General features: G+C 68.9%; 14 protein-coding genes. 12 read left to right on the top strand and 2 right to left on the bottom strand.

Going from position 1 to position 18602, the window contains the following annotated elements; translation table 11 throughout:
* The first annotated feature begins 104 nt into the window (after nucleotides 1-104).
* The 11 genes from ACWEKS_RS35745 to ACWEKS_RS35695 all read left to right on the top strand — a co-directional run bounded on the left by ACWEKS_RS35745 (nucleotide 105) and on the right by ACWEKS_RS35695 (nucleotide 15614).
* Nucleotides 105-4271, top strand: a complete 4167-nt coding sequence (locus ACWEKS_RS35745; RefSeq protein ID WP_452344193.1) for a type I polyketide synthase — start codon at nucleotides 105-107, stop codon at nucleotides 4269-4271.
* Nucleotides 4268-5683, top strand: a complete 1416-nt coding sequence (locus ACWEKS_RS35740) for an MFS transporter (RefSeq protein ID WP_452344192.1) — start codon at nucleotides 4268-4270, stop codon at nucleotides 5681-5683. Before ACWEKS_RS35745 ends, ACWEKS_RS35740 begins: the two co-directional genes overlap by 4 nt.
* Before the next feature lie 83 nt (nucleotides 5684-5766).
* Nucleotides 5767-7011 carry an acyl-CoA dehydrogenase family protein gene (locus ACWEKS_RS35735; protein ID WP_452344191.1) on the top strand — a complete coding sequence of 415 codons (1245 nt, stop codon included), beginning with the start codon at nucleotides 5767-5769 and terminating at the stop codon, nucleotides 7009-7011.
* Nucleotides 7011-7751: an SDR family NAD(P)-dependent oxidoreductase gene (locus tag ACWEKS_RS35730; protein ID WP_452344190.1), complete on the top strand. Its 741-nt coding sequence runs from the start codon at nucleotides 7011-7013 to the stop codon at nucleotides 7749-7751. The genes ACWEKS_RS35735 and ACWEKS_RS35730 overlap by 1 nt, the downstream gene beginning before the upstream one ends.
* The gene (locus ACWEKS_RS35725; RefSeq protein ID WP_452344189.1) at nucleotides 7742-8185 is read left to right on the top strand and encodes a PaaI family thioesterase; all 444 of its coding nucleotides are present in this window, start codon (nucleotides 7742-7744) and stop codon (nucleotides 8183-8185) included. The genes ACWEKS_RS35730 and ACWEKS_RS35725 overlap by 10 nt, the downstream gene beginning before the upstream one ends.
* Nucleotides 8186-8187: 2 nt before the next feature.
* Nucleotides 8188-9216, top strand: a complete 1029-nt coding sequence (locus tag ACWEKS_RS35720; RefSeq protein WP_452344188.1) for a 3-oxoacyl-[acyl-carrier-protein] synthase III C-terminal domain-containing protein — start codon at nucleotides 8188-8190, stop codon at nucleotides 9214-9216.
* 7 nt (nucleotides 9217-9223) lie between these two features.
* Nucleotides 9224-10549 (top strand): ergothioneine biosynthesis glutamate--cysteine ligase EgtA, encoded by a 1326-nt coding sequence (egtA, locus tag ACWEKS_RS35715; RefSeq protein ID WP_452344253.1) that lies wholly within the window; start codon nucleotides 9224-9226, stop codon nucleotides 10547-10549.
* Nucleotides 10546-11967, top strand: coding sequence for an ergothioneine biosynthesis protein EgtB (gene egtB / locus ACWEKS_RS35710; RefSeq protein WP_452344187.1), 1422 nt, complete (start codon nucleotides 10546-10548; stop codon nucleotides 11965-11967). Before egtA ends, egtB begins: the two co-directional genes overlap by 4 nt.
* Nucleotides 11964-12935, top strand: coding sequence for an L-histidine N(alpha)-methyltransferase (egtD, locus tag ACWEKS_RS35705; protein WP_452344186.1), 972 nt, complete (start codon nucleotides 11964-11966; stop codon nucleotides 12933-12935). Before egtB ends, egtD begins: the two co-directional genes overlap by 4 nt.
* A gap of 1667 nt (nucleotides 12936-14602) precedes the next feature.
* Entirely contained in the window at nucleotides 14603-14851 is a 249-nt protein-coding gene (locus ACWEKS_RS35700) for a hypothetical protein (protein WP_452344185.1), read from the top strand.
* Nucleotides 14852-15239: 388 nt separating this feature from the next.
* Entirely contained in the window at nucleotides 15240-15614 is a 375-nt protein-coding gene (locus tag ACWEKS_RS35695; RefSeq protein WP_452344184.1) for a LuxR C-terminal-related transcriptional regulator, read from the top strand.
* Nucleotides 15615-15650: 36 nt separating this feature from the next.
* Here the strand turns inward: ACWEKS_RS35695 and ACWEKS_RS35690 are convergent, their stop codons facing one another.
* Nucleotides 15651-17117 (bottom strand): MFS transporter, encoded by a 1467-nt coding sequence (locus tag ACWEKS_RS35690; protein WP_452344183.1) that lies wholly within the window; start codon nucleotides 17115-17117, stop codon nucleotides 15651-15653.
* Between the two features lie 128 nt (nucleotides 17118-17245).
* Here ACWEKS_RS35690 and ACWEKS_RS35685 point away from each other — a divergent pair, with 128 nt between their 5' ends.
* Nucleotides 17246-18088, top strand: a complete 843-nt coding sequence (locus tag ACWEKS_RS35685; protein WP_452344182.1) for a TetR/AcrR family transcriptional regulator — start codon at nucleotides 17246-17248, stop codon at nucleotides 18086-18088.
* A 245-nt stretch (nucleotides 18089-18333) separates the two neighbouring features.
* Here ACWEKS_RS35685 and ACWEKS_RS35680 read toward each other — a convergent pair.
* Nucleotides 18334-18602 (bottom strand): hypothetical protein (locus ACWEKS_RS35680; protein WP_452344181.1); only part of this gene is annotated, 269 nt, incomplete at its 5' end.

Raw genomic sequence — 18602 nt, 5'->3', positions numbered from 1 at the left:
CCGCCCGGCATATGCCTTGGTGGTTGCCAGGGAGGGGCGAAGAATTGAATACACGGGAAATTCCAGTTGGCGCCGGTATCGATTCCACTGCGGTGGACGAGCGCATGATCGCGATTATCGGAATGGCGTGTCACGTACCGGGAGCACATGGCATCGATGAATTCTGGCAGCTGCTGCTGGATAGAATAGATGCGATAACCGAAATACCCATCACGCGATTTCCGATCGAACAGTTCTATCAACCGGGCGGCCCCGCGGCCGGCAAAATAATCACTACCGCGGGCGGCTTTCTCGACAATATCGATGGCTTCGATGCCGATTTCTTCGCCATCTCCCCGCGCGAGGCCGAGGCCATGGATCCCCAGCAGCGGCTGTTGCTCGAATGTGCCTGGGAGGCCATCGAGGACGCCGGACTGACCCGCGACCAACTGGCCGGGAGCCGGACCGGCGTCTTCGTCGGCACCGACAGCTCGAACTACTGGGAGCTGCAGAATCGCGGGAAGCCCACCATCTACGGGGTCATGGGCGGCGGCGCGCGCTCGGCCATCGCCGGCCGGTTGTCGTTCGCTTTCGATCTGAACGGGCCCGCCCTGGCCGTCGACGCCGCATGCGCGTCGTCGTTGTCGGCGCTGAACGTGGCCGTGCAGAGCCTGCGCAGCGGTGAGTCCTCGATGGCCATCGCCGCAGGAGCGCACCTGGTGCTGAGCCCGTGGGAGAGCGTGGCCTTCTCCTCGGCGGGCATGCTGTCCCCGGAGGGCCGCTGTAAGTTCGGCGACCGGGACGCCAATGGTTTCGTACGCAGTGAGGGCGTCGCGGCGGTGATCCTCAAGCCGCTGTCCGCGGCCCTGGCCGACAGCGATCCGATTCACGCGGTGATCCGCGGCGTGGGTTCCAGCAATGACGGCATGGGTAGCGGACTGTTCATGGCCCCGGCCATCTCCGGCCAGGTCGCAGTGCTGCGCAACGCCTACGCCGACGCCGGAATCGATCCCGCCACCGTCGATTTCGTGGAGGCACACGGCACCGGCACCCAGGCCGGTGACCCGGTCGAGCTGAAATCGCTGGGCACCGTGCTCGGCGCGAATCGCACCAAGCGGCTGCTGGTGGGCTCGCACAAGACCAATATCGGGCACAGTGAGGCGGCGGCCGGTCTGATCGGCGTGATCAAAGCTGTACTGTGCCTGCGTCATCGGAGCGTGCCCGGCAATTTGCACCTGCGCACACCCAATCCGATCATCCCGTGGGAGGAGCTGCCGCTGACGCTGCCGTCGGTGGCGACGCCGCTCGAGGATGACAAGCGGCTGGTGGCCGGGGTGAGCGGTTTCGGTGTCTCGGGCACCAATGTGCACGTGGTGCTCACCGAGATGGATCCGGCCACCGCGACCCGCGTCCGGCATTCCGACGCCGGGCTGCTCGAGACCGGCGACGCGCAGCTGCTCGCCCTCTCGGCCCAATCCCACGAGGCGTTACGGGATCTGGTGCGCTTCCATCTGACCTATCTGGGTGTCCACGGCGCCGGCCGTCACGAGGACATTCGAGATATCGCCTATACGGCCGCGGCCCGCCGCACCCATCACGACCGCCGGGTCGCGGTGGTCGGCGCGACGCATGACGAGTTCGTCGAGCAGTTGCGCGCCGTGCTGCACGGCGACGCCGAATTCCTGTCCCACGACAGGCCGCGGGTGGCGTTCGTCTTCCCCGGGCAGGGCTCGCAGTGGGTCGGCATGTGTCGTGAGCTGCTCGAGGTTTCGCCCGCGTTCCGCCACGCGCTGGTGCGCTGCGATGCCGCCATCCAGGCCGAAAACGGGTGGTCGGTGCTGGAATTGCTGCGGGACGGCACCGAACTCAGCGGCATCGACGTGGTGCAGCCGACCCTGTGGGCGGTGGAGGTCGCGCTGGCCGAGACCTGGCGCGCCTGGGGTGTGGAACCGGACCTGGTGATCGGGCACAGCATGGGCGAGGCGGCGGCGGCCTACATCGCCGGCGCGCTCAGCCTCGAGGACGCCGCTGCGGTCATCTGCCGGCGCAGCGCGCTCATGCGCCGCGTGGCCGGTCAGGGCGCGATGGCGGTCGTCGGCCTGTCCATCGACGCCGCGCGCGAGCTCATCGCCGAGGTGACGACGCGGGTGTCGGTGGCGGTCAGCAACAGTCCGAAAACCACTGTGCTGTCCGGTGATCCGCAGGTGCTGGCTGAACTCAAGGCCACCCTCGAGGCCCGCGACGTGTTCTGCCAGATGGTCAAGGTCGACGTGGCCTCGCACAGCGTGCAGATGGATCCGGTGCTCGACGACCTGGTCGAGGCGCTCGCCACGATCACACCGCTGGCCGGGACCGTACCCGTGCACTCCACGGTGCTCGGCGAACCCGTCGCGGGCACCGACCTCGAGGCCGCGTACTGGGCCCGCAACCTCAGGGAGCCCGTGCAATTCAGCGCCGCGATCCGGGGCGCCGCGGCCGAGCGCCCCACCGTCTTCGTGGAGATCAGCCCGCATCCGATGCTGGTGCAGGCCATCCGCGAGAACATCACCGATCTCGGCGTTACCGGTGAGGCCGTGGGTTCGCTGCGGCGCGGCCAGCCCGAGCGTGCCACCCTGCTTGCCGGATTGGCCGCCCTCTATGAGCGCAATACGCCGATCGCCCTGTCCCGCCTGTATTCCGCCGGCCGGTGCGTGCCGCTGCCGCACTACCCCTGGCAGCGTGAGCGATTCTGGCTCGCCGACGCCGATGCCTCGGTGACCACCAACACGCTCGCCCGCGAGTTCGTCCTCGACACGACGGCCTCGCCGTATCTGCTCGAACACGTCGTGAACGGGGTCCGGCTGGTGCCGGGCACCGTATTCCTGGACCGGGTACGGCAATTCGGGCAGGAGGCGGCGGACGGGCAACCGGTCGCGGTCTCCGATGTCGAATTCGTCGCCGCACTCGTCCTGACATCCGGCGAAACCCGTACGCTGCGCGTGGAATTGACGCCCGCGGAGTTCGGCATCTGGCGTTTCACCGTGACCGCCGCCGAGGGCCCCGGCGGCCCGATGGTCGAGCACTGCCGCGGCACCGTGCGCACGGGTTCGATTCCGCCGCAGGCCCATCGGCCGCTGGCCGAGATCCGGGCCCGCCTCGTCGAGCAGTGCACCGGCGCCGGGTTCTACGCCTGGGCCGAGGAGGGCGGCACCGCCTGGGGTCCGTCCTTCACGGCCCTGACCGAGCTGTGGTACGGCCCGGGCGAGGCGCTGGCCTACTTTGAGCTGCCCGCCGCGCTGGCCGCGGATCCCGAAGCGGCCCTGGCCCATCCGGCGCTGCTGGAAGCGTGCGCCGCGCCCCTGCTGGCGCTGTTCGACAGGCCGGTCTGGATGATCGCCGATCATCTCGAGCTCGCCCGGGTCGGTGAGGCGCCGATCCACCGGGGGTGGACCCACGTCAAGGTCACCTCCTCACCCACACCTTCCACGGTGATCGCCGATGTCACCGTCTTCGATGATCAGGAGTCCATCGTGGCCGAGCTCACCGGTCTGCGCGTCCGGCCCACCGCGAATCCGCTACCCGAAATCCTGCCGTTATCAGAGCTATCCGCGCTGTCGGCGGCACCGGCGGCCACTGCGGCCCCGACCGAGTCGGGCGCACCGGCCGGTAGCGGCCCAACCATCGAGGTGCGCGGCGAACTCCGCATCCGCGACGCCGCCAGCCGGACCGTGCTCGAGCTGTCCGGCAGCCTGGCCTTCCGCCCGGACGGGATCGCCTCCTTCGGCGCCACGCCGGCGGAAACCGTGGCGGCACTGCCGAATACGTTCGCCCCGAAGGCGGTCACGCCCGCTGTGCCCATGGCCCGGGGCGCCGCGCCCACGGCTCCCGCGCCTGTGCCCGTACCGCAGCCGACGAACGGCCGTTCCCTGGTCAGTGTGCCGAACGGCCTCTCTGCCCCGCAAACCCGCCCCGCCTCGGCCGCCGACGGCGCCGCACCTGCGCCGGCAGCAGCAGCGGAACCAGCTTCGGCTCCGGTCGCGCAGCGGCGCGACCCCAGTCCGGAAGCGGTGCTGGACAGCCTGATTGGACAGATCGCCGCGGTCACCCGCCGCCCGGCGGCCAAGATCGACGCGCGCAAGTCCGGCACCGAGATGGGGCTGGATTCGCTCATGTCGCTCGAGGTGAAGTCGCACCTGCAGCAGACCTTCGGCGTCACGGTGCCGGCCAAGCTGCTGCTGGACGCGGATTCCCTGCGTACCGCCGCCGAGCAGATCGCCGCACTGGCCGGACCGGACGGATCGAACGCGCTGTGACCACTACCCTCGCGCCGACCGGCGCCCGGCGGGCCAGGCCGGTCATGGTGGTGCTGGTCGGCGCCCAGTTCATGATCTCGATGGATGCCACCATCGTGAATGTGGCGCTGCCGTCCATCCGGCAGCAGCTGGGTTTCAGCGACGTCATGCTGAGCTGGGTGGTCAACGGGTACGCGCTGCCCTTCGGCGGCCTGCTGCTGCTGGGCGCGCGGCTGGGGGACCGGCTCGGCGCGCAGCGCATGTTCCGCTGGGGCACGGTCATTTTCGCGGCCGCCTCGCTGTGGTGCGGAGTGGCGGCCGGGCCGATCGAGCTGGTGGCGGCGCGGGCCGCACAGGGAGTCGGGGCCGCGATCATGTCACCGGTGGCGATGACGCTGCTGGTCGCGCAGTTCGACGGCCCGGCGCGGCATCGGGCGCTGGGGTGGTGGGGCGCCATGTCGGGGCTGGCGGGCGGGATCGGCATGCTGCTCGGCGGCGCGCTGACCACGGTGTCCTGGCGCTGGAACTTCTTCATCAATGTGCCCATCGGCGTGGTGATCCTGCTGCTGTCGCGGTTCACCGGCGATCGGCGGCTGCCAGCGGTGGGCCGCCCGGACGTGCTGGGCGCGCTGCTGAGCACCACCGGGCTGATGCTGGTGGCCTACGCGGTGATCGGCACCGAACGGCTGGGCTGGGCGGACTGGTCCACCACGGGCCTGCTCGGCGTGGCGCTGCTCTTGCTGGCCGGGTTCACAGTGTGGGAGACGCGGGTGCGCGATCCGCTGGTGCCGTTGCGCATCTTCGGGTTTCGCAGCGTCTGCGCCGGCAACACGGTCATCGCCCTGGTCGGGGCGATCGGTCAGATCACCTATTTCACCGTGACCCTCTACCTGCAGCAGGTGCTCGATTACACACCGCTGCAATCGGGTGCGGTGTTCCTGCCGATCAGCGTGACCCTGTTCGTGGTCTCCACCGCCGTGCCCCGGCTCATCCGCGGCCTCGGCCTGGCCTGGTCCCTGGGCGGCGGTCTGGTGATCGCGGCGGGCGGGCTCATCTGGCTGGCGGCGCATCCACCGCAGGGCTCGTACACCCGAGATGTGCTGGGCCCCACCGTGCTCTGGGCGGCAGGCTGGGGCATCGCGCAGGCGGCGTCGTTCGTGGCGGGCGCGCAGGGTGTGGAGTCGGACCTGGCCGGGGTCGCCTCCGGCCTGATCGCGACCACCTACCGGCTCGGCGGCGCGATCGGCCTGGCCAGCATGATCACCCTCGCCGCCACACGCACCGAGCAGCTGCGGGCCGCCGAATCCCAGGCGCGGGCACTGGCGGGCGGTATCACCTACGCGTGGTGGGCGGGAGCGGGCTGCGCGCTGGTCGCGGCGGCCGTGACCGTGCTGTTGCGCCGTCCCGCGCCGGCGGATTCCGCCGCGCACTGAACCTTTCGATCCCACCGACTTTTCCACCCGATCGCGGCCGCCACGGCCGCGATCAGCGCTCGACCGAGAAGGTATGAAAGACAATGGAATTCACGCTGACCGATGAGATGATCACCTGGCGCGCCAAGGCTCGTTCCTTCGCCGACACCGTCGTGCGGCCGGTCGCCGCGCAACTGGACGCCCACTCCGATCCCGAGCTCGCGTGGTCCTGGAAGCTGGTCGAGGCAGCCAACGAGCACGGTCTGCGCCAGGCCCCGCTACCGGTCGAGTTCGGCGGCGCGAATACCGATTACGTCACCAACTGCATGATCCTGGAGGAGATCGCCGCCGCCGATCTGGGCACAGCGGTGGTGCTGGCCCAGCACTGGAAGTTCGCGCAGATGCTCAACGAGCTGGGCACCGATTCCCAGCGTAGGAACCATCTCGCCCGCAATGCCGACAACCCGTGCGGCCTGTTCGCGGCCTCGTTCACCGAGCCGCGCGCCGGCTCGGACAACCTGCTGCCCTACACCGGCCGCGGTGGCGGCATGCAGACCTTCGCCGAGAAGGTCGCGGGCGGGTACCGGATCAACGGCATGAAGCACTACATCTCCAATGCCAACCGCGCCGACACCGTGCTGTGCTTCGCCCGCACAGACAAGGACGGCCCGCTGACCGAGAGCGTCACCGCGTTCGTCGTGCCCAGCGACGCCGCGGGCTTCCGCGTCGGCCGCGTGCATGACAAGAACGGCGAGCGCACCGCCAATAACGCGGAGATCTTCTACGAGAACGTCTTCGTGCCCGACGAGGACGTGCTCGGCGAGCCGGGCACCGCCCTGCGCAGCGTCGGCCGGCTGCTGCGCGCCAGCAACTCCTACGCCGCCTCGTGCGCGCTGGGTGTGGGCCGCGAATGTTTCGACCGTACCCTGCGCTGGTGCCGCGAGCGGGTGCAGGGCGGAGTTCCGATCATCGAGCACCAGGCCGTCGGCTCCTATCTGGCCGATATGTACCTCAACGTGGATGTCAGCCGCACCTACATCTGGCGCGCCGCCTGGCAGGCCCGCACGCCGGAGACTTTCGATCCGGCGCTCGCGGTGGCGCCGAAACTCATTACCTCCGAAGCCATCTTCGACTCCGCGCGGCGCGCTATGGAGCTGTGGGGCGGGCACGGTGTGATGAAGGAGAACGGCATCGAGAAGCTGCTGCGCGACGCCTCGATCTGGCTGCACTCCGATGGCACCAACATCATCCTGCGCCAGCGCCTGGCGAACCTGCTGCGCAACGGCGACCCGGACGTGATGATCTGGGACGCGGTTCCCTCTGTCACGGCGATGGTCGGGATTATCTGATGCGGCTACGCGGGAAGGTCGTGATCGTTACTGGCGGCACCCGCGGGCTGGGGCGCTCGATCGCCGAATCCGCGCTCGCCGAGGGTGCGAAGGTGGTGTGCGCGTCCCGGTCTGCCGGGGACTTGGAGCGGATCCGCGAATTCGGCGGCGACCGAGTGTATTTCGAGCCGACCGATGTGCGGGACCTGGCCTCGGTCGAGAATCTGATGGCGGCCACGGTGCGCCATTTCGGCCGTCTGGACGTGCTGGTGTGCAACGCCGGGATGAGCAATGACGGCATGATTGCCAGTATCGCTCCCGAGCGCTGGACCGAGGTGATCCAGACCAATCTGATCGGCACCTTCTATTGCGTGCGTGCGGCCGTGCCGTATCTGAAGGGAAGCGGCGGTGGGCGGATCATCGCCATCTCCTCGGCGCTGTCCACCCGGGTCTCACCCGGCGCGAGCGCGTACTGCACGTCCAAGGCGGGGATCGAGATGTTCGTGCGGTCCTGTGCCGCCGAGCTGGCCGCGGACGGCATCACCGTCAACGCGGTCGCACCGGGTTTCGTCGACACCGGGCTCGGCGCGCGCTTGTCGGAAAACGACCTGGTGTGGGACCAGGTCGCCGGTCGGCTGCTGTCCGGGCGCAGCGGGACAGGCGACGAGGTGGGCAAGTCGGTGGTCTTCCTGGCCAGTGACGATGCGTCGTATGTGAATTCACACATCTTGGAAGTGAACGGGGGACTGCTGTGGAGCTGATCGAGGGACAGACGCTCAACGATGCCATCGCGGCCGGATCGACCTGCTGGGCGTGCGGGCCGGCGCGCACCGACGGGCTGCTGCTGCGCTATCTGCCCGAGGGGCCGGGCGTGGGGACGGCCTGGTACGCCGATCCGCAGTATCACGGCGCGCCGGGCCGACTGCACAACGGCGTGGTGGCGGCCCTGCTCGAGGAGGTGGCGGGCTGGGCGGCCTACCGGCTCCTGACCGACGCCGGAATCTCCTTGGCGGGCTTGGCCATTGCCGATCTTGCCGTGGAGTACCGGCAGCCGGTGCCGACCGAGGTGTGGGTGGCGCTCTACGGCGAGGCCACGTCGATCTGCGACGGATTGGTCCGCACCCGCGCGGAGCTGCGCGTGGACGATGTGGTGCTGGCGACCGCGAAATGCACTCTGCGCATCGGGCAGGAGTAGGCATGCCCATCAGAGAGCCGGTCGCGGTGATGGCCGCGACCTGTTGGCTGCCCGCGGTTCGCCAGCAGCCCGCCGACGTGGATCAGGCGCTGCGCCCGGCGGATCCGGGCTACGCGGCGCTGGCGGTGTCGGAATCGCTGTCGGGTCCCGAGCTCGCGGTGCTGGCCGGGCGGGAAGCGCTGGCCGGGGCCGGATGGGGCGGCGCGGATCTCGGGCTGCTGTTCTACGCGTGGAGTCACTATCAGGGACACGACTTCTGGTCACCGGCGCACTATGTGGCCGACCGCCTCGGTGCGGAGGCAGCGCTGCCGCTGGGCATTCAGCAGATGTGTAACGGCGGCGCGGCCGCGGTGCAGGCCGCCGCCGCCTACCTGCGCGGCGATCCCCGCTGCCGGCGCGCCCTGGTCGGTACAGGTGATCGCTTCGCCGAGCCCGGATTCCGCCGCTGGACCGGCGATTATGGTGTCGCCTATGGCGATGCCGGGACCGCGGTGCTGCTGTCCACCGAGTCCGAGGCGCGGCCTCGGCTGTGGCTGCACACCGTGGCCACCGTCGCCGCCCCCGAACTCGAGGCCATGACCAGGGGCGACGATCCGGCCTCCCCCGCTCCGCGCTGGCTGCGCGGCACCATCGATATCCGCGCCACGAAGAAGGCCTTCCTGCGCCGGCTGCCCCGCGATCACTACGCGGCCATCGAGCGTGCGAAGGTGACCGAGGTGATCGCGACGGCGCTGGCGGACGCGGACCTCACCGGCGACGATCCGCGCCTGACCCGGGTCGTGCTGCCGCGCTTCCACGCCGACACCCTCGAAACCGCCTACCGCCCGCTGGTATCGGAGCTGACCCGAGCCACCTTGGTCGACTTCGGCCACGACACCGGGCATCTGGGCGCGGGCGATCTGGCCGCCGGGCTGGCCGATCTGCTCGGCGAATCCCTGCTGGCGCCGGGGGAATTCGCGCTGGTGCTCAGCGCGGGTGTCGGCTTCACCTGGTCGTGCGCGGTGGTCTCGCGCCCCGAGAGAATGGAGTGACACCGTGATGGATCTGGCCCACACCGCCGGCGCTGGCATCCGGCCGGACGCGAATCCCGCTGCGGCGTGGGAACTTCCGTCCCGCACGGCTGCGGAGGCCTACATCGGAGGCGTGTGCTTCAAGCAGGGGCCGCCCACCTTGATCGGCGCCGAATTGGAATGGCTCACGGTCGAAGCCGCGCGCTCGGCCCCCACCGGGGCGGCAGGTCCGCGGCCCCCGGCGGCAGTGCTGGCCGCCGCCCTCGGGCCCTACGCGCCGCGCTCGATCGCACCGGACTCCCCGGCACTTTCGCTACCGGGCGGTAGCCGCGTCACGGTGGAGCCCGGCGGCCAGATCGAATTGTCCAGCACCCCTTTCGAATTCGCCGACGAGCTGTGCGAGCGGCTCGATGCGGACGTCCGCTTCCTCGACGGCCTCCTCGAAACTCGTTCCATCCGCAGGCTTTCCGGTGCCGCGGACCCCAAAAGGCGACCGGATCGAGTGCTCTGCTCACCGCGCTATCGCGCCATGGAGCGGGTATTCGACGGTATCGGACCTTTCGGCAAGCTCATGATGTGCAGTACGGCCGCCACCCAGATCAGCGTGGATGCCGGGGCCGACGCCGAGGAGGTGGGCGCCCGCTGGCGGGCCCTCTACACCATTGGGCCGGCACTGGTGGCGGCCTTCGCGTGCTCGCCGGCGCTGCGCAGCGCACCGGTCGGCAGCTGGGCGTCTCAGCGCATGCGCGCCTGGCTGCGTCTGGACCACACCCGGACCCGGCCGCCGGTGCGGGACTGGCATGATCCGATCTCCGGATACGCGCGCTGGGCGTTGCAGGTACCGCTGTTGTGCGTGCGCCGCACCGGTGCCGAGGCCGAGTGGACCGCGCCGGAGGGGGCCACCTTCGGCGACTGGCTGTCGGGTGCCTTGGATTCCGAGCTGGGCCGCCGCCCGGACCGCGATGACCTCGACTATCACCTGACCACCTTGTTCCCGCCGGTGCGTCCGGCCGGGCACCTCGAGATCCGCTATCTCGACGCCCAGCCCGGCCCGGACTGGCGGGTGCCGGTGCACACCATCGAGGCGCTGCTGTCCGCGCCGCGGGTGATCGCCGAGGCGACGGCCGTGGCGGAGCGGGTGGCCGAGCGGTGGCAGGTCGCCGCCCGTGAGGGCCTGGCCGATCCCGAAATCCGTGCCGCCGCCGTGGATCTGCTGGCACTCGCCGAAGCGCACGCCCGGACACCGGCCGCAGTCCGGGACCTCGCCCGTGCGGTGCAGCGGTGCCGGGACGCGCGCATGCCCGATTGCGCGGTCGCGACCGCGCACCGGACCGCGGTGCGCGCGGCCGGATGACCGACCGTTCACCGCACGCCGACCGTGCGGACGACAAGGGTGGGACTGTGGTGGACGCTCGGGTCGGCGGTTCACGCCTGGCTGGAACAGACCGTTCCGAATCCGAGCGGCTCCGGGAGCGCATCGCGGACACACTGGGGCAGGCCCGCGACCGCACCGCCGCGCTCACCGACTGCGTGTCCGAAACCGAGCTGGTGGCGCAGCATTCACCGCTGATGAGCCCGCTGGTCTGGGACCTGGCACACATCGGCGATCAGGAGGAACTGTGGCTGGTACGCGATGTCGGCGGCCGCGCGGCGGTCCGCACCGACATCGATCAGCTCTACGACGCCTTTCGCCACGCCCGCGCCGACCGGCCGGCCCTGCCGCTGCTCGGTCCCACCGCGGCCCGCGCCTACACCGAGACGGTGCGCGGCCAAGCGCTCGACGTGCTGGCGGCCCACCCGCTGCACGGAACACCGCTGGCGGAGTGCGGTTTCGCCTTCGGCATGATCGCCCAGCACGAACAGCAGCACGACGAGACGATGCTGGCCACCCATCAACTCCGCGCGGGCGCACCGGCGCTCGGCGCCCCGCCGGCCCCGACCGCCTCCGTCCCAGTCACCGGCGAGATGGTCATTCCCGCGGGCGAATTCACCATGGGGACCGACACCGATCCGTGGACCCTCGACAATGAGCGGCCCGCGCATCGAGTCGAGGTGCCCGGATTCGCTATCGACGCCGCGCCGGTCACCAATGCCCGCTACCGGGAATTCATCGCAGACGGCGGCTACGAGCGGCCCGAACTCTGGAGTGCTCGCGGCTGGACGCATCGCAATACCGCGGGCCGGACCGCCCCGCAGTTCTGGGAGCGCGATGGAAATGACTGGTGGCGGCGGGTTTTCGGGGTGATGCGGCGGGTCCGCCCCGAGCAGCCTGTGGTGCACTCGTGCTGGTTCGAGGCCGAGGCCTTCGCGACCTGGGCGGGCCGGCGGTTGCCCTCCGAGGCGGAATGGGAGAAGGCCGTCCGCGTCGATCCCGCGACCGGACGTTCGCGCCGATACCCATGGGGCGACGCCGATCCCGGACCGTACACCGCCAATCTCGGCCAGCGCCACCTGGAACCGGCCGAGGCCGGCGCGTACCCCGCCGGCGCCTCCCCTTCCGGCGTGCATCAGCTCATCGGTGACGTCTGGGAATGGACCGCCTCCGATTTCACCCCGTATCCGGGCTTCCGCGCCTTCCCGTACCGCGAATACTCCGAGGTCTTCTTCGGCGGCGACTACAGAGTGTTGCGCGGCAGCAGCTTCGGCACCGACGCGGTGGCCTGCCGCAGCACCTTCCGCAATTGGGATCACCCCATCCGCCGCCAGATCTTCGCCGGCTTCCGGCTCGCCCGCGACCTGCGACCGCACGAATCAGAAAGGGCATCCTCATGACCACGCCGACGCTGGACATCCACCTGACCGACGCGGACCTCACCGCCGCGCTGCGCGCCGACGTCCTGCGCGGGCTCACCGCGGAGCGGAAATGGCTGCCGCCCAAATGGTTCTACGACGCCCGCGGCAGCGAACTGTTCGAGCGGATCACCGAGCTGCCCGAGTACTTCCCCACCCGCACCGAGTGGGCGCTGCTCGAGCAGGCAGTCGACGAGATCGCCCGGCAGGCGCGGGCCGAGGTGCTGGTGGAGCTGGGCGCGGGCTCGGCCGCCAAGACACGGCTGTTGCTGTCGGCGCTCGCGGCCGGTGGACCGCTGAAGGCATATGTCCCCCAGGATGTCTCGTCCTGGGCCCTGCGGGCCGCGGCGTCGCGGGTGGCCGCCGAATTCCCGCTGCTGTCCGTGCACGGCGTGGTCAGCGACTTCACCGACACCCTGCACACCCTGCCCGGCGGCGGCCGTCGCCTGGTCGCCTTCTTGGGTGGCACGCTCGGCAATCTCGTTCCCGCTGAACGCGCCACCTTCCTGCGCGACCTGCGCGACATGCTCGATCCCGGAGAGCATCTGCTGCTGGGCGCGGGCCTGGTGACCGACCCGGACATCCTGGTCCCGGCCTACGACGACGACGCCGGGGTCACGGCCGAATTCAACCGGAACGTCCTGCGGGTCCTCAACTATCGCCTGCACGCCGACTTCGTGCCCACCGACTTCGCCCACGTCGCCGTGTGGGACCCGGAATCCCAATGGATAGAGATGCGTCTGCAGGCCACCCGGGACATGCGGGTCGACGTCCGCGATCTCGATCTGACCGTGCACTTCGCCCGCGCTGAGCATCTGCGCACCGAGATCTCCGCCAAGTTCCGCCCGGAGTCCCTCGGTGCCGAGCTGGCCAGCGCCGGATTCACCGTCACCCGCGTCTGGACTGATCCCCGCACCCGCTATGCCCTATTCCTCGCCGAACGCGACTGATCACCCCACCCCAGGTCCGGACCGCGCCATAATCGACGCCCATCCCCACGACGAGAACGGGCGAAGGTCATGGGTGGTCGATCCCTGACGGAGACATTGCGCGATCGGATGTCGTTCCTGCGGTGGCCGGTGCTCCGATTCGTGCTGGGCCAGCAGACTTTCGTGCGAACCGGGGCGGGTGGGCGACGGGCGCGAGGCAGCGGCCTGCGACTATGTGCTCGCCCACTCGACCGCTGGGGATCCCGACAGCGTGCTGGCGGCCTTCGACGACTTCACCCGTAACCGCAGCTTGCTGGCGAATGTCGGCGACGAGAATGGCCTCATTCTCGATGCGACGCTACGGAGACCACGCCGAAGTAGTGCGCGTCCTAGTGGTGATCTGCGTGGTCGTGTCCTGGGTCGGCCTGTACCTGCTGTCCAAGCGCCGTGCCGCTTCGCAGCGGCCGTAATCGTGCGGATCGGTGCGGTCAACGCCGCCGCGAGGGCCAGAGCGGTCAGGATCAGCAATGCCAGTAGTGATTTCGCCGCGCCTCCGCCCGACCAGTCCGCGGTGTCGATGGTCGATTGCAGGGCGGTGGTGGGTAGATGCGGCGCGCTGAGGGCATGGCCGACAACGGCAGGGAGCACACGTAGACCACAGCGGTCACGCCGGCGGCGATTCCGGCTGACCCCAGCTGTGCCGCGAACACCGCGAACACCGCAAGCGAGCCCACCGCTGGGGGGCAGCGGGTACGAACCGAACAGCGGCCAGCATTCATACAGCGCCCCCAGCCGCGGCCAGCGTGGTCGACGCGATCACCCGCCGCCGATACCAGGGTACGCGGCAGATACGGCCGCACCGGGGAGACTTCGCGGCTGAAGTAGTAGATGCCGATCGGGTCGGGTATTCCGTATCGCACACGCCTGCGCCGCCAGCACTATGGCCACTGCAGCGACGAGCAGGTCGCTGTACTTCACATACTGTTCCTGCTCGCCGCGCCGGTCAGGGTGTTGCCGATCGTTCTCGCCCCGCGCGTCCTGCCCGAGTTCTGCGATGCCGGGTGCCTGGACCTCCTCAGCGCCGGACTGTGCATGACCGCCGTGCTGCTGGTGGTCTTCGGCATGAAGAAGGCCGCCCGGGACGGCCCCGGCGCGGCCGTCGGCACTGAGGGCGGGGATCGCGATCGGCGCGCTTTCGTTCGGCGACAACTCACTACATCCGAGCCGATGCTGGATCTGCGCCTGTTCCGACTGGCAGCTTCCGCACCGCGCTCAATATGGTCGCGATCTTCGTGGCTTTCGGCGACGCGCTGTTCGTGGGCCAGTATTTCTAAATCAACGAATCCAACTCGGCCACAACATGATCCAACACCACACATCATATCTACCAGTACACGCTCAGCCGAGTGCCGTTGCAGTACGAGCACGACAGTTGTATTTTGTTGCGCTGTATTCGTTTTCGCTGGTAGCGGAGTGTTCTGACATAGCTTTGGTGTTGTCGTCGCCATCGACAAGCGGCCAGGGCGTAGGTGCGGGCGGGGCGCCGGACGATCGCCAGGAGACGGCGGATGTCGGCGACTGTGATGTTTCCCAGCTCGTGTGGGGCTTGGGTCGGTGGTGGCGGTGACGGTGAGGAAGGCAAGCCGTTTTCACAGCCGCGCGCGGATGTCACCTTGCGCCGTGGCGATATGACTGCGGCTCGGCGCGAGGGGCTCGCGGCGCTGGGGTTGCTACCGCGTTCGGCGTGGGGCATCGGGGTGGGTTATGTGTTGTTGAACGTGGTGCTGGCCGCCACCGAGCTCGGCGATTGGCAGACTGCCGACAGTTGCCTGGTCGAGATGCCCGACGCGATGTACGACACGATCTACGGTGCGCAGTACCTGTACCCGCTGGGCCTGCGTTTGCTGGCTGCCGATCGCCTGCGCTCTACTCGATGACCTGCAGAAATGCGGGCGACTGCTCTGTGAGTGGGGGATCGATCAGCCCAGCTTCATTCCCTGGCGCGCCGAGACGGTCGAGGTGCTGCTGCGGTTGGGGCATCGCCGCCAGGCGGCCGCGTTGGCCGGCCGAGCAGCTGGCAGGCACCCAGCAGTGTTTTCCGCGCACCCACGGGAACGCGCTGAGGGCCGGTGCGGCAACAGAATCCAATCCGCTGCGCCTACGCGATGTGCTGGTGCGGGCGGTCGAGGTGCTCGAGGAATCGGCCGATCGTGCGGAATTGGCCTACGCGCTGGCGGATCTGAGCGAGACCCATTTGCTGCTGGGAGAACCCGTCGTGCTCGTGCGAGCGCCGCGCGGGCCACCGGCCTCGCCGAGGAGCACGGTTTGGCGTCGTTGCTGGACCGCTTGAACTTCGGTGGTGGTGTGCTCGGCGATCCGGAGCTGGTGGCCGCCGCACCGGAGACCCACGAGTTGCTCAGTGCCACCGAATGCCGGGTGGCGGTGCTGGCCGCAGGTGGGCGGACCAACCGTGAGATCGCCACCGAGCTTTACATCACCGCGAGTACGGTCGAGCAGCACCGATTTATGTCTATCGCAAGCTCAAGGTCAAAGGCTGCGATGATCTGGCGGCGCATCTGTCCGAGGCCGGACTGCTCTCCGAGTTCGGGTTGGGTCAACGGGGCGCGGCCTGATCATTCTGGCTCACATCCGATGTCGATGATCTCATCAGTCGCCGGCGCGGCCGGGCCGCTCTCATAGGCGACTGTGGGAGCGGCCCGGCCCCATCGGCGGATCTCAGGCTGTTGCTGGCTGTTTGTGCATCACAGACACGCTCACCAGCAGCGCGATCGCGCACGCCACCACGGCGGCGATGACGGCGGTCGACAGTCCGTGGGCCAGGGCCTCATGGCCGTGACGGCTGTGCTGGCTGGACTGGTAGATCGTGGTGAGAATGGCGACGCCCAGCGACAATCCGATCTGCTGTGTCGCTTGCAGCAGTCCGGACGCGGCACCCATGTCGCGCGGTTGCAGTCCGCCCAGGACGGTGATGTTCAACGTCACGAAGGCCAGGCTGAGTCCGGCGCCGAGCAGGATGAACGGTCCGAGGATACCGGTGAGGTAGGTGCTCGACGCGGTCGTGGTGGTCAGCCACAGTGCTTCCAGGCCCATCAGAGTCACCCCGGTCACCAGGACGGGCTTGCGCCTGAAACGCGCGATCAGTTTCGGTGCGCGCCGGGCGGTGAAGAACTGCACCACCGCCATGGGAAGAAACGCCAAACCCGCTTGCCAGGAGCTGAATGCGAGTGCGTTCTGCACATACAGCGACAGCAGGATGTAGGTGCCGCCCATCGACACCATGAGCAGCACGAACGACAGGTAGGCGCCGGCGCGCACACGCTGGCCCAGCAGGCGCAGCGGCACGATCGGCTGTTCGGCGTGACGTTCGATGAACACGAAGATCGCGAGGAGAATCAGCCCGCCCGCGAATGCGGTCCAGGCCAGCGCGTCGCCCCATCCGGCGGTCGAGGCGCGGGTGAGACCGTAGACGATCCCGACCATGCCTCCGGTGGAGACGATGGCGCCGAGAAGGTCGAATCTGCCTGGGTGCTTGTCGGTTTCGGTGAGATAGAGCTGGGCGAGCACGACGGTCACGATGCCGATGGGCACGTTGATGAAGAACACCAGCCGCCAGCTGAGCGTGGTGAGCACCCCGCCGAGGATCAAACCGAGGGTGATGCCGAAACCGGTGACCATCGAGAACACGCCCAGGGCGCGGGTGCGGTGTGGCCCTTCGGCGAAGGTTGCCGCGATCAGTGAGAGTGCGGCAGGTCCGGCGAAGGCGAACCCGACGCCCTGCAGCGCGCGGGCTGCGATGAGCAGACCCTGGTTGGGTGCGATGCCGCCGAGGATTGAGGCGATCACGACCAGCGACAGGCCCCAGACGAACATGCAGCGGCGGCCGAGGATGTCACTGGCGCGCCCTCCCAACAGCAGCAGGCCGCCGTAGGCGAGCGAGTAGGCGCTGAACACCCAGGCCAGTGCTTGTGCGGACATGCCGAGTCCGGACTGGATTTCGGGCAGGGCGATGTTGACGACGTTGCTGTCGACGGACACCATCAGCTGGCAGGTCACGATGACGCCGAGGGTGATGGCCAGTCTTCGTCTGGAATCGACTGCGGCGCTGCGGTGTTCGGGCGAGGGGGCCTGGGCCGGCTGTGGTGCTTGAGCGGTGGGCTCGGACTGCGTTTCTGGGCTGGTCATGCAGATGTCCGTTCGCGGAGTTCGATGACAGGTGAGGTGGCGGCGCTGCGCTCTGCTCTACGCTTGTATGCTCGAGTCAGTCTAAGGCCACGGCGGTAATCCGTCTACACTTGTTGAGCGAGGTTGTCGTGACAACACAGGAATCGGGCACTATTGCGCAGGTCCCGGACGAGGTACCCGAGTCGACCGGTGCCGGTGCGGGCAGTCGGGTCGAGCGACGGCTGCAGACACGGCGGCAGATTCTCGATGCCGCGCGTGCGTTGTTCGCCGAGCGTGGCTATGTCGAGACCACCATCCGGGGCATCGCCCAGCATGCCGGCGTCGATCCAGCCCTGGTCATGCAGCATTTCGGCAACAAGAAGACGCTCTATGACGCGGTCGCGGGCATTGCGGAAACTCTCGACGAAGCCCTCGAGGGCCCGCCCGAGGAGCTTGGTGAACGCCTGATCCGCCATGCGCTCGCCGATGTCGATCGCAAGGAGGACCGCACTATGCCGGTGCTGCGGTCGATGCTGACCCATCCCGAGGCGGCGCATGCCGTGCGGTGTGCGATCGTGAATCCCGAGACCAGTCCGTGGACGCGCGTGCTGGCGGGACAGGACGCGGAACTGCGCTCGGTGCTGATCGGCACGCTGGTGCTGGGCGTGCTGGTCGCCCGGTACATGGTCGACATCCCCGGAGTCGCCGACGCGCCGGCCGAACGGCTCGTCGAGCTGCTCGGCCCCTGCCTTCGCCCGCTGGTCACCGAGGGAATGCCCGCGGAGAATCCGGAGTCGTGCTCGGCGCTTGAGGAGCTGGCCCGCGCCGAGTCGGAGCTACGCCGTGCCGCCGCGCAGGTGGACGAACGCGCCCGCGCCGCCCTCGCGGCCGGTGCCTCCTACGGTGACCTGGGCCGATCGCTGGGCATCAGTCGTCAAGCCGCGCGCAAGCGCTGGCCGATGGGTGAGCCCCTCGTCGCTTCGATCGACTAGCGACAACTAAAGTTGTCGTCCTTGGGCTTCTTTCGCTGCCCACAACCCAACTCGGATCCACGACAACCTTGGTTGTCGATACCTGGGGTTGCTGCCCACGCCGGCACGCAAGATACCGCTGCTGATCGCCGCGGGCGGGCGTCGCGCCACGTGGTTGCCCTTGGACACGGCGATGGCCTGGCGCTCGAATGACGTTGATCGGCACGTCGTGGAGAAACTGATTGAGTTGATCGCCTTTGCCGCGTTCAGTGGTTTCCTGCTCGTTTTCGTCGTGTGGCTTCAAGACGGCCAGCACTATTCAGCCTTGCGGGCCGGTTGTCGTAACTGTCGCGTTCTCGCTCTGAGGACCGGCCGCCGCCCCGCTGATCGGACGCCTCACCGTGTAATTCGGCCGTTACACGGTCCTGGCCGGCGCGCTCCTCGGGGCTGCCGGCATCCTCGCGGTACTCGGTGCTGCCACGACCGCCACCACCGATGTGGACACCTGGCTGCTCGTGCCCGGACTGTTCGTCAT

The organism is Nocardia sp. NPDC004711 (assembly GCF_053601595.1).
This window is presented reverse-complemented; position numbering and strand designations above follow the sequence as displayed.

Bases quoted from the DNA above. Each gene is read 5' to 3' on its own strand.
- ACWEKS_RS35745 (WP_452344193.1), top strand. From the start codon at position 105: ATGATCGCGATTATCGGAATGGCGTGTCACGTACCGGGAGCACATGGC.
- ACWEKS_RS35735 (WP_452344191.1), top strand. From the start codon at position 5,767: ATGGAATTCACGCTGACCGATGAGATGATCACCTGGCGCGCCAAGGCT.
- ACWEKS_RS35730 (WP_452344190.1), top strand. From the start codon at position 7,011: ATGCGGCTACGCGGGAAGGTCGTGATCGTTACTGGCGGCACCCGCGGG.
- ACWEKS_RS35720 (WP_452344188.1), top strand. From the start codon at position 8,188: ATGCCCATCAGAGAGCCGGTCGCGGTGATGGCCGCGACCTGTTGGCTG.
- egtA (WP_452344253.1), top strand. From the start codon at position 9,224: ATGGATCTGGCCCACACCGCCGGCGCTGGCATCCGGCCGGACGCGAAT.
- egtB (WP_452344187.1), top strand. From the start codon at position 10,546: ATGACCGACCGTTCACCGCACGCCGACCGTGCGGACGACAAGGGTGGG.
- egtD (WP_452344186.1), top strand. From the start codon at position 11,964: ATGACCACGCCGACGCTGGACATCCACCTGACCGACGCGGACCTCACC.
- ACWEKS_RS35700 (WP_452344185.1), top strand. From the start codon at position 14,603: ATGACTGCGGCTCGGCGCGAGGGGCTCGCGGCGCTGGGGTTGCTACCG.
- ACWEKS_RS35690 (WP_452344183.1), bottom strand. From the start codon at position 17,117: ATGACCAGCCCAGAAACGCAGTCCGAGCCCACCGCTCAAGCACCACAG.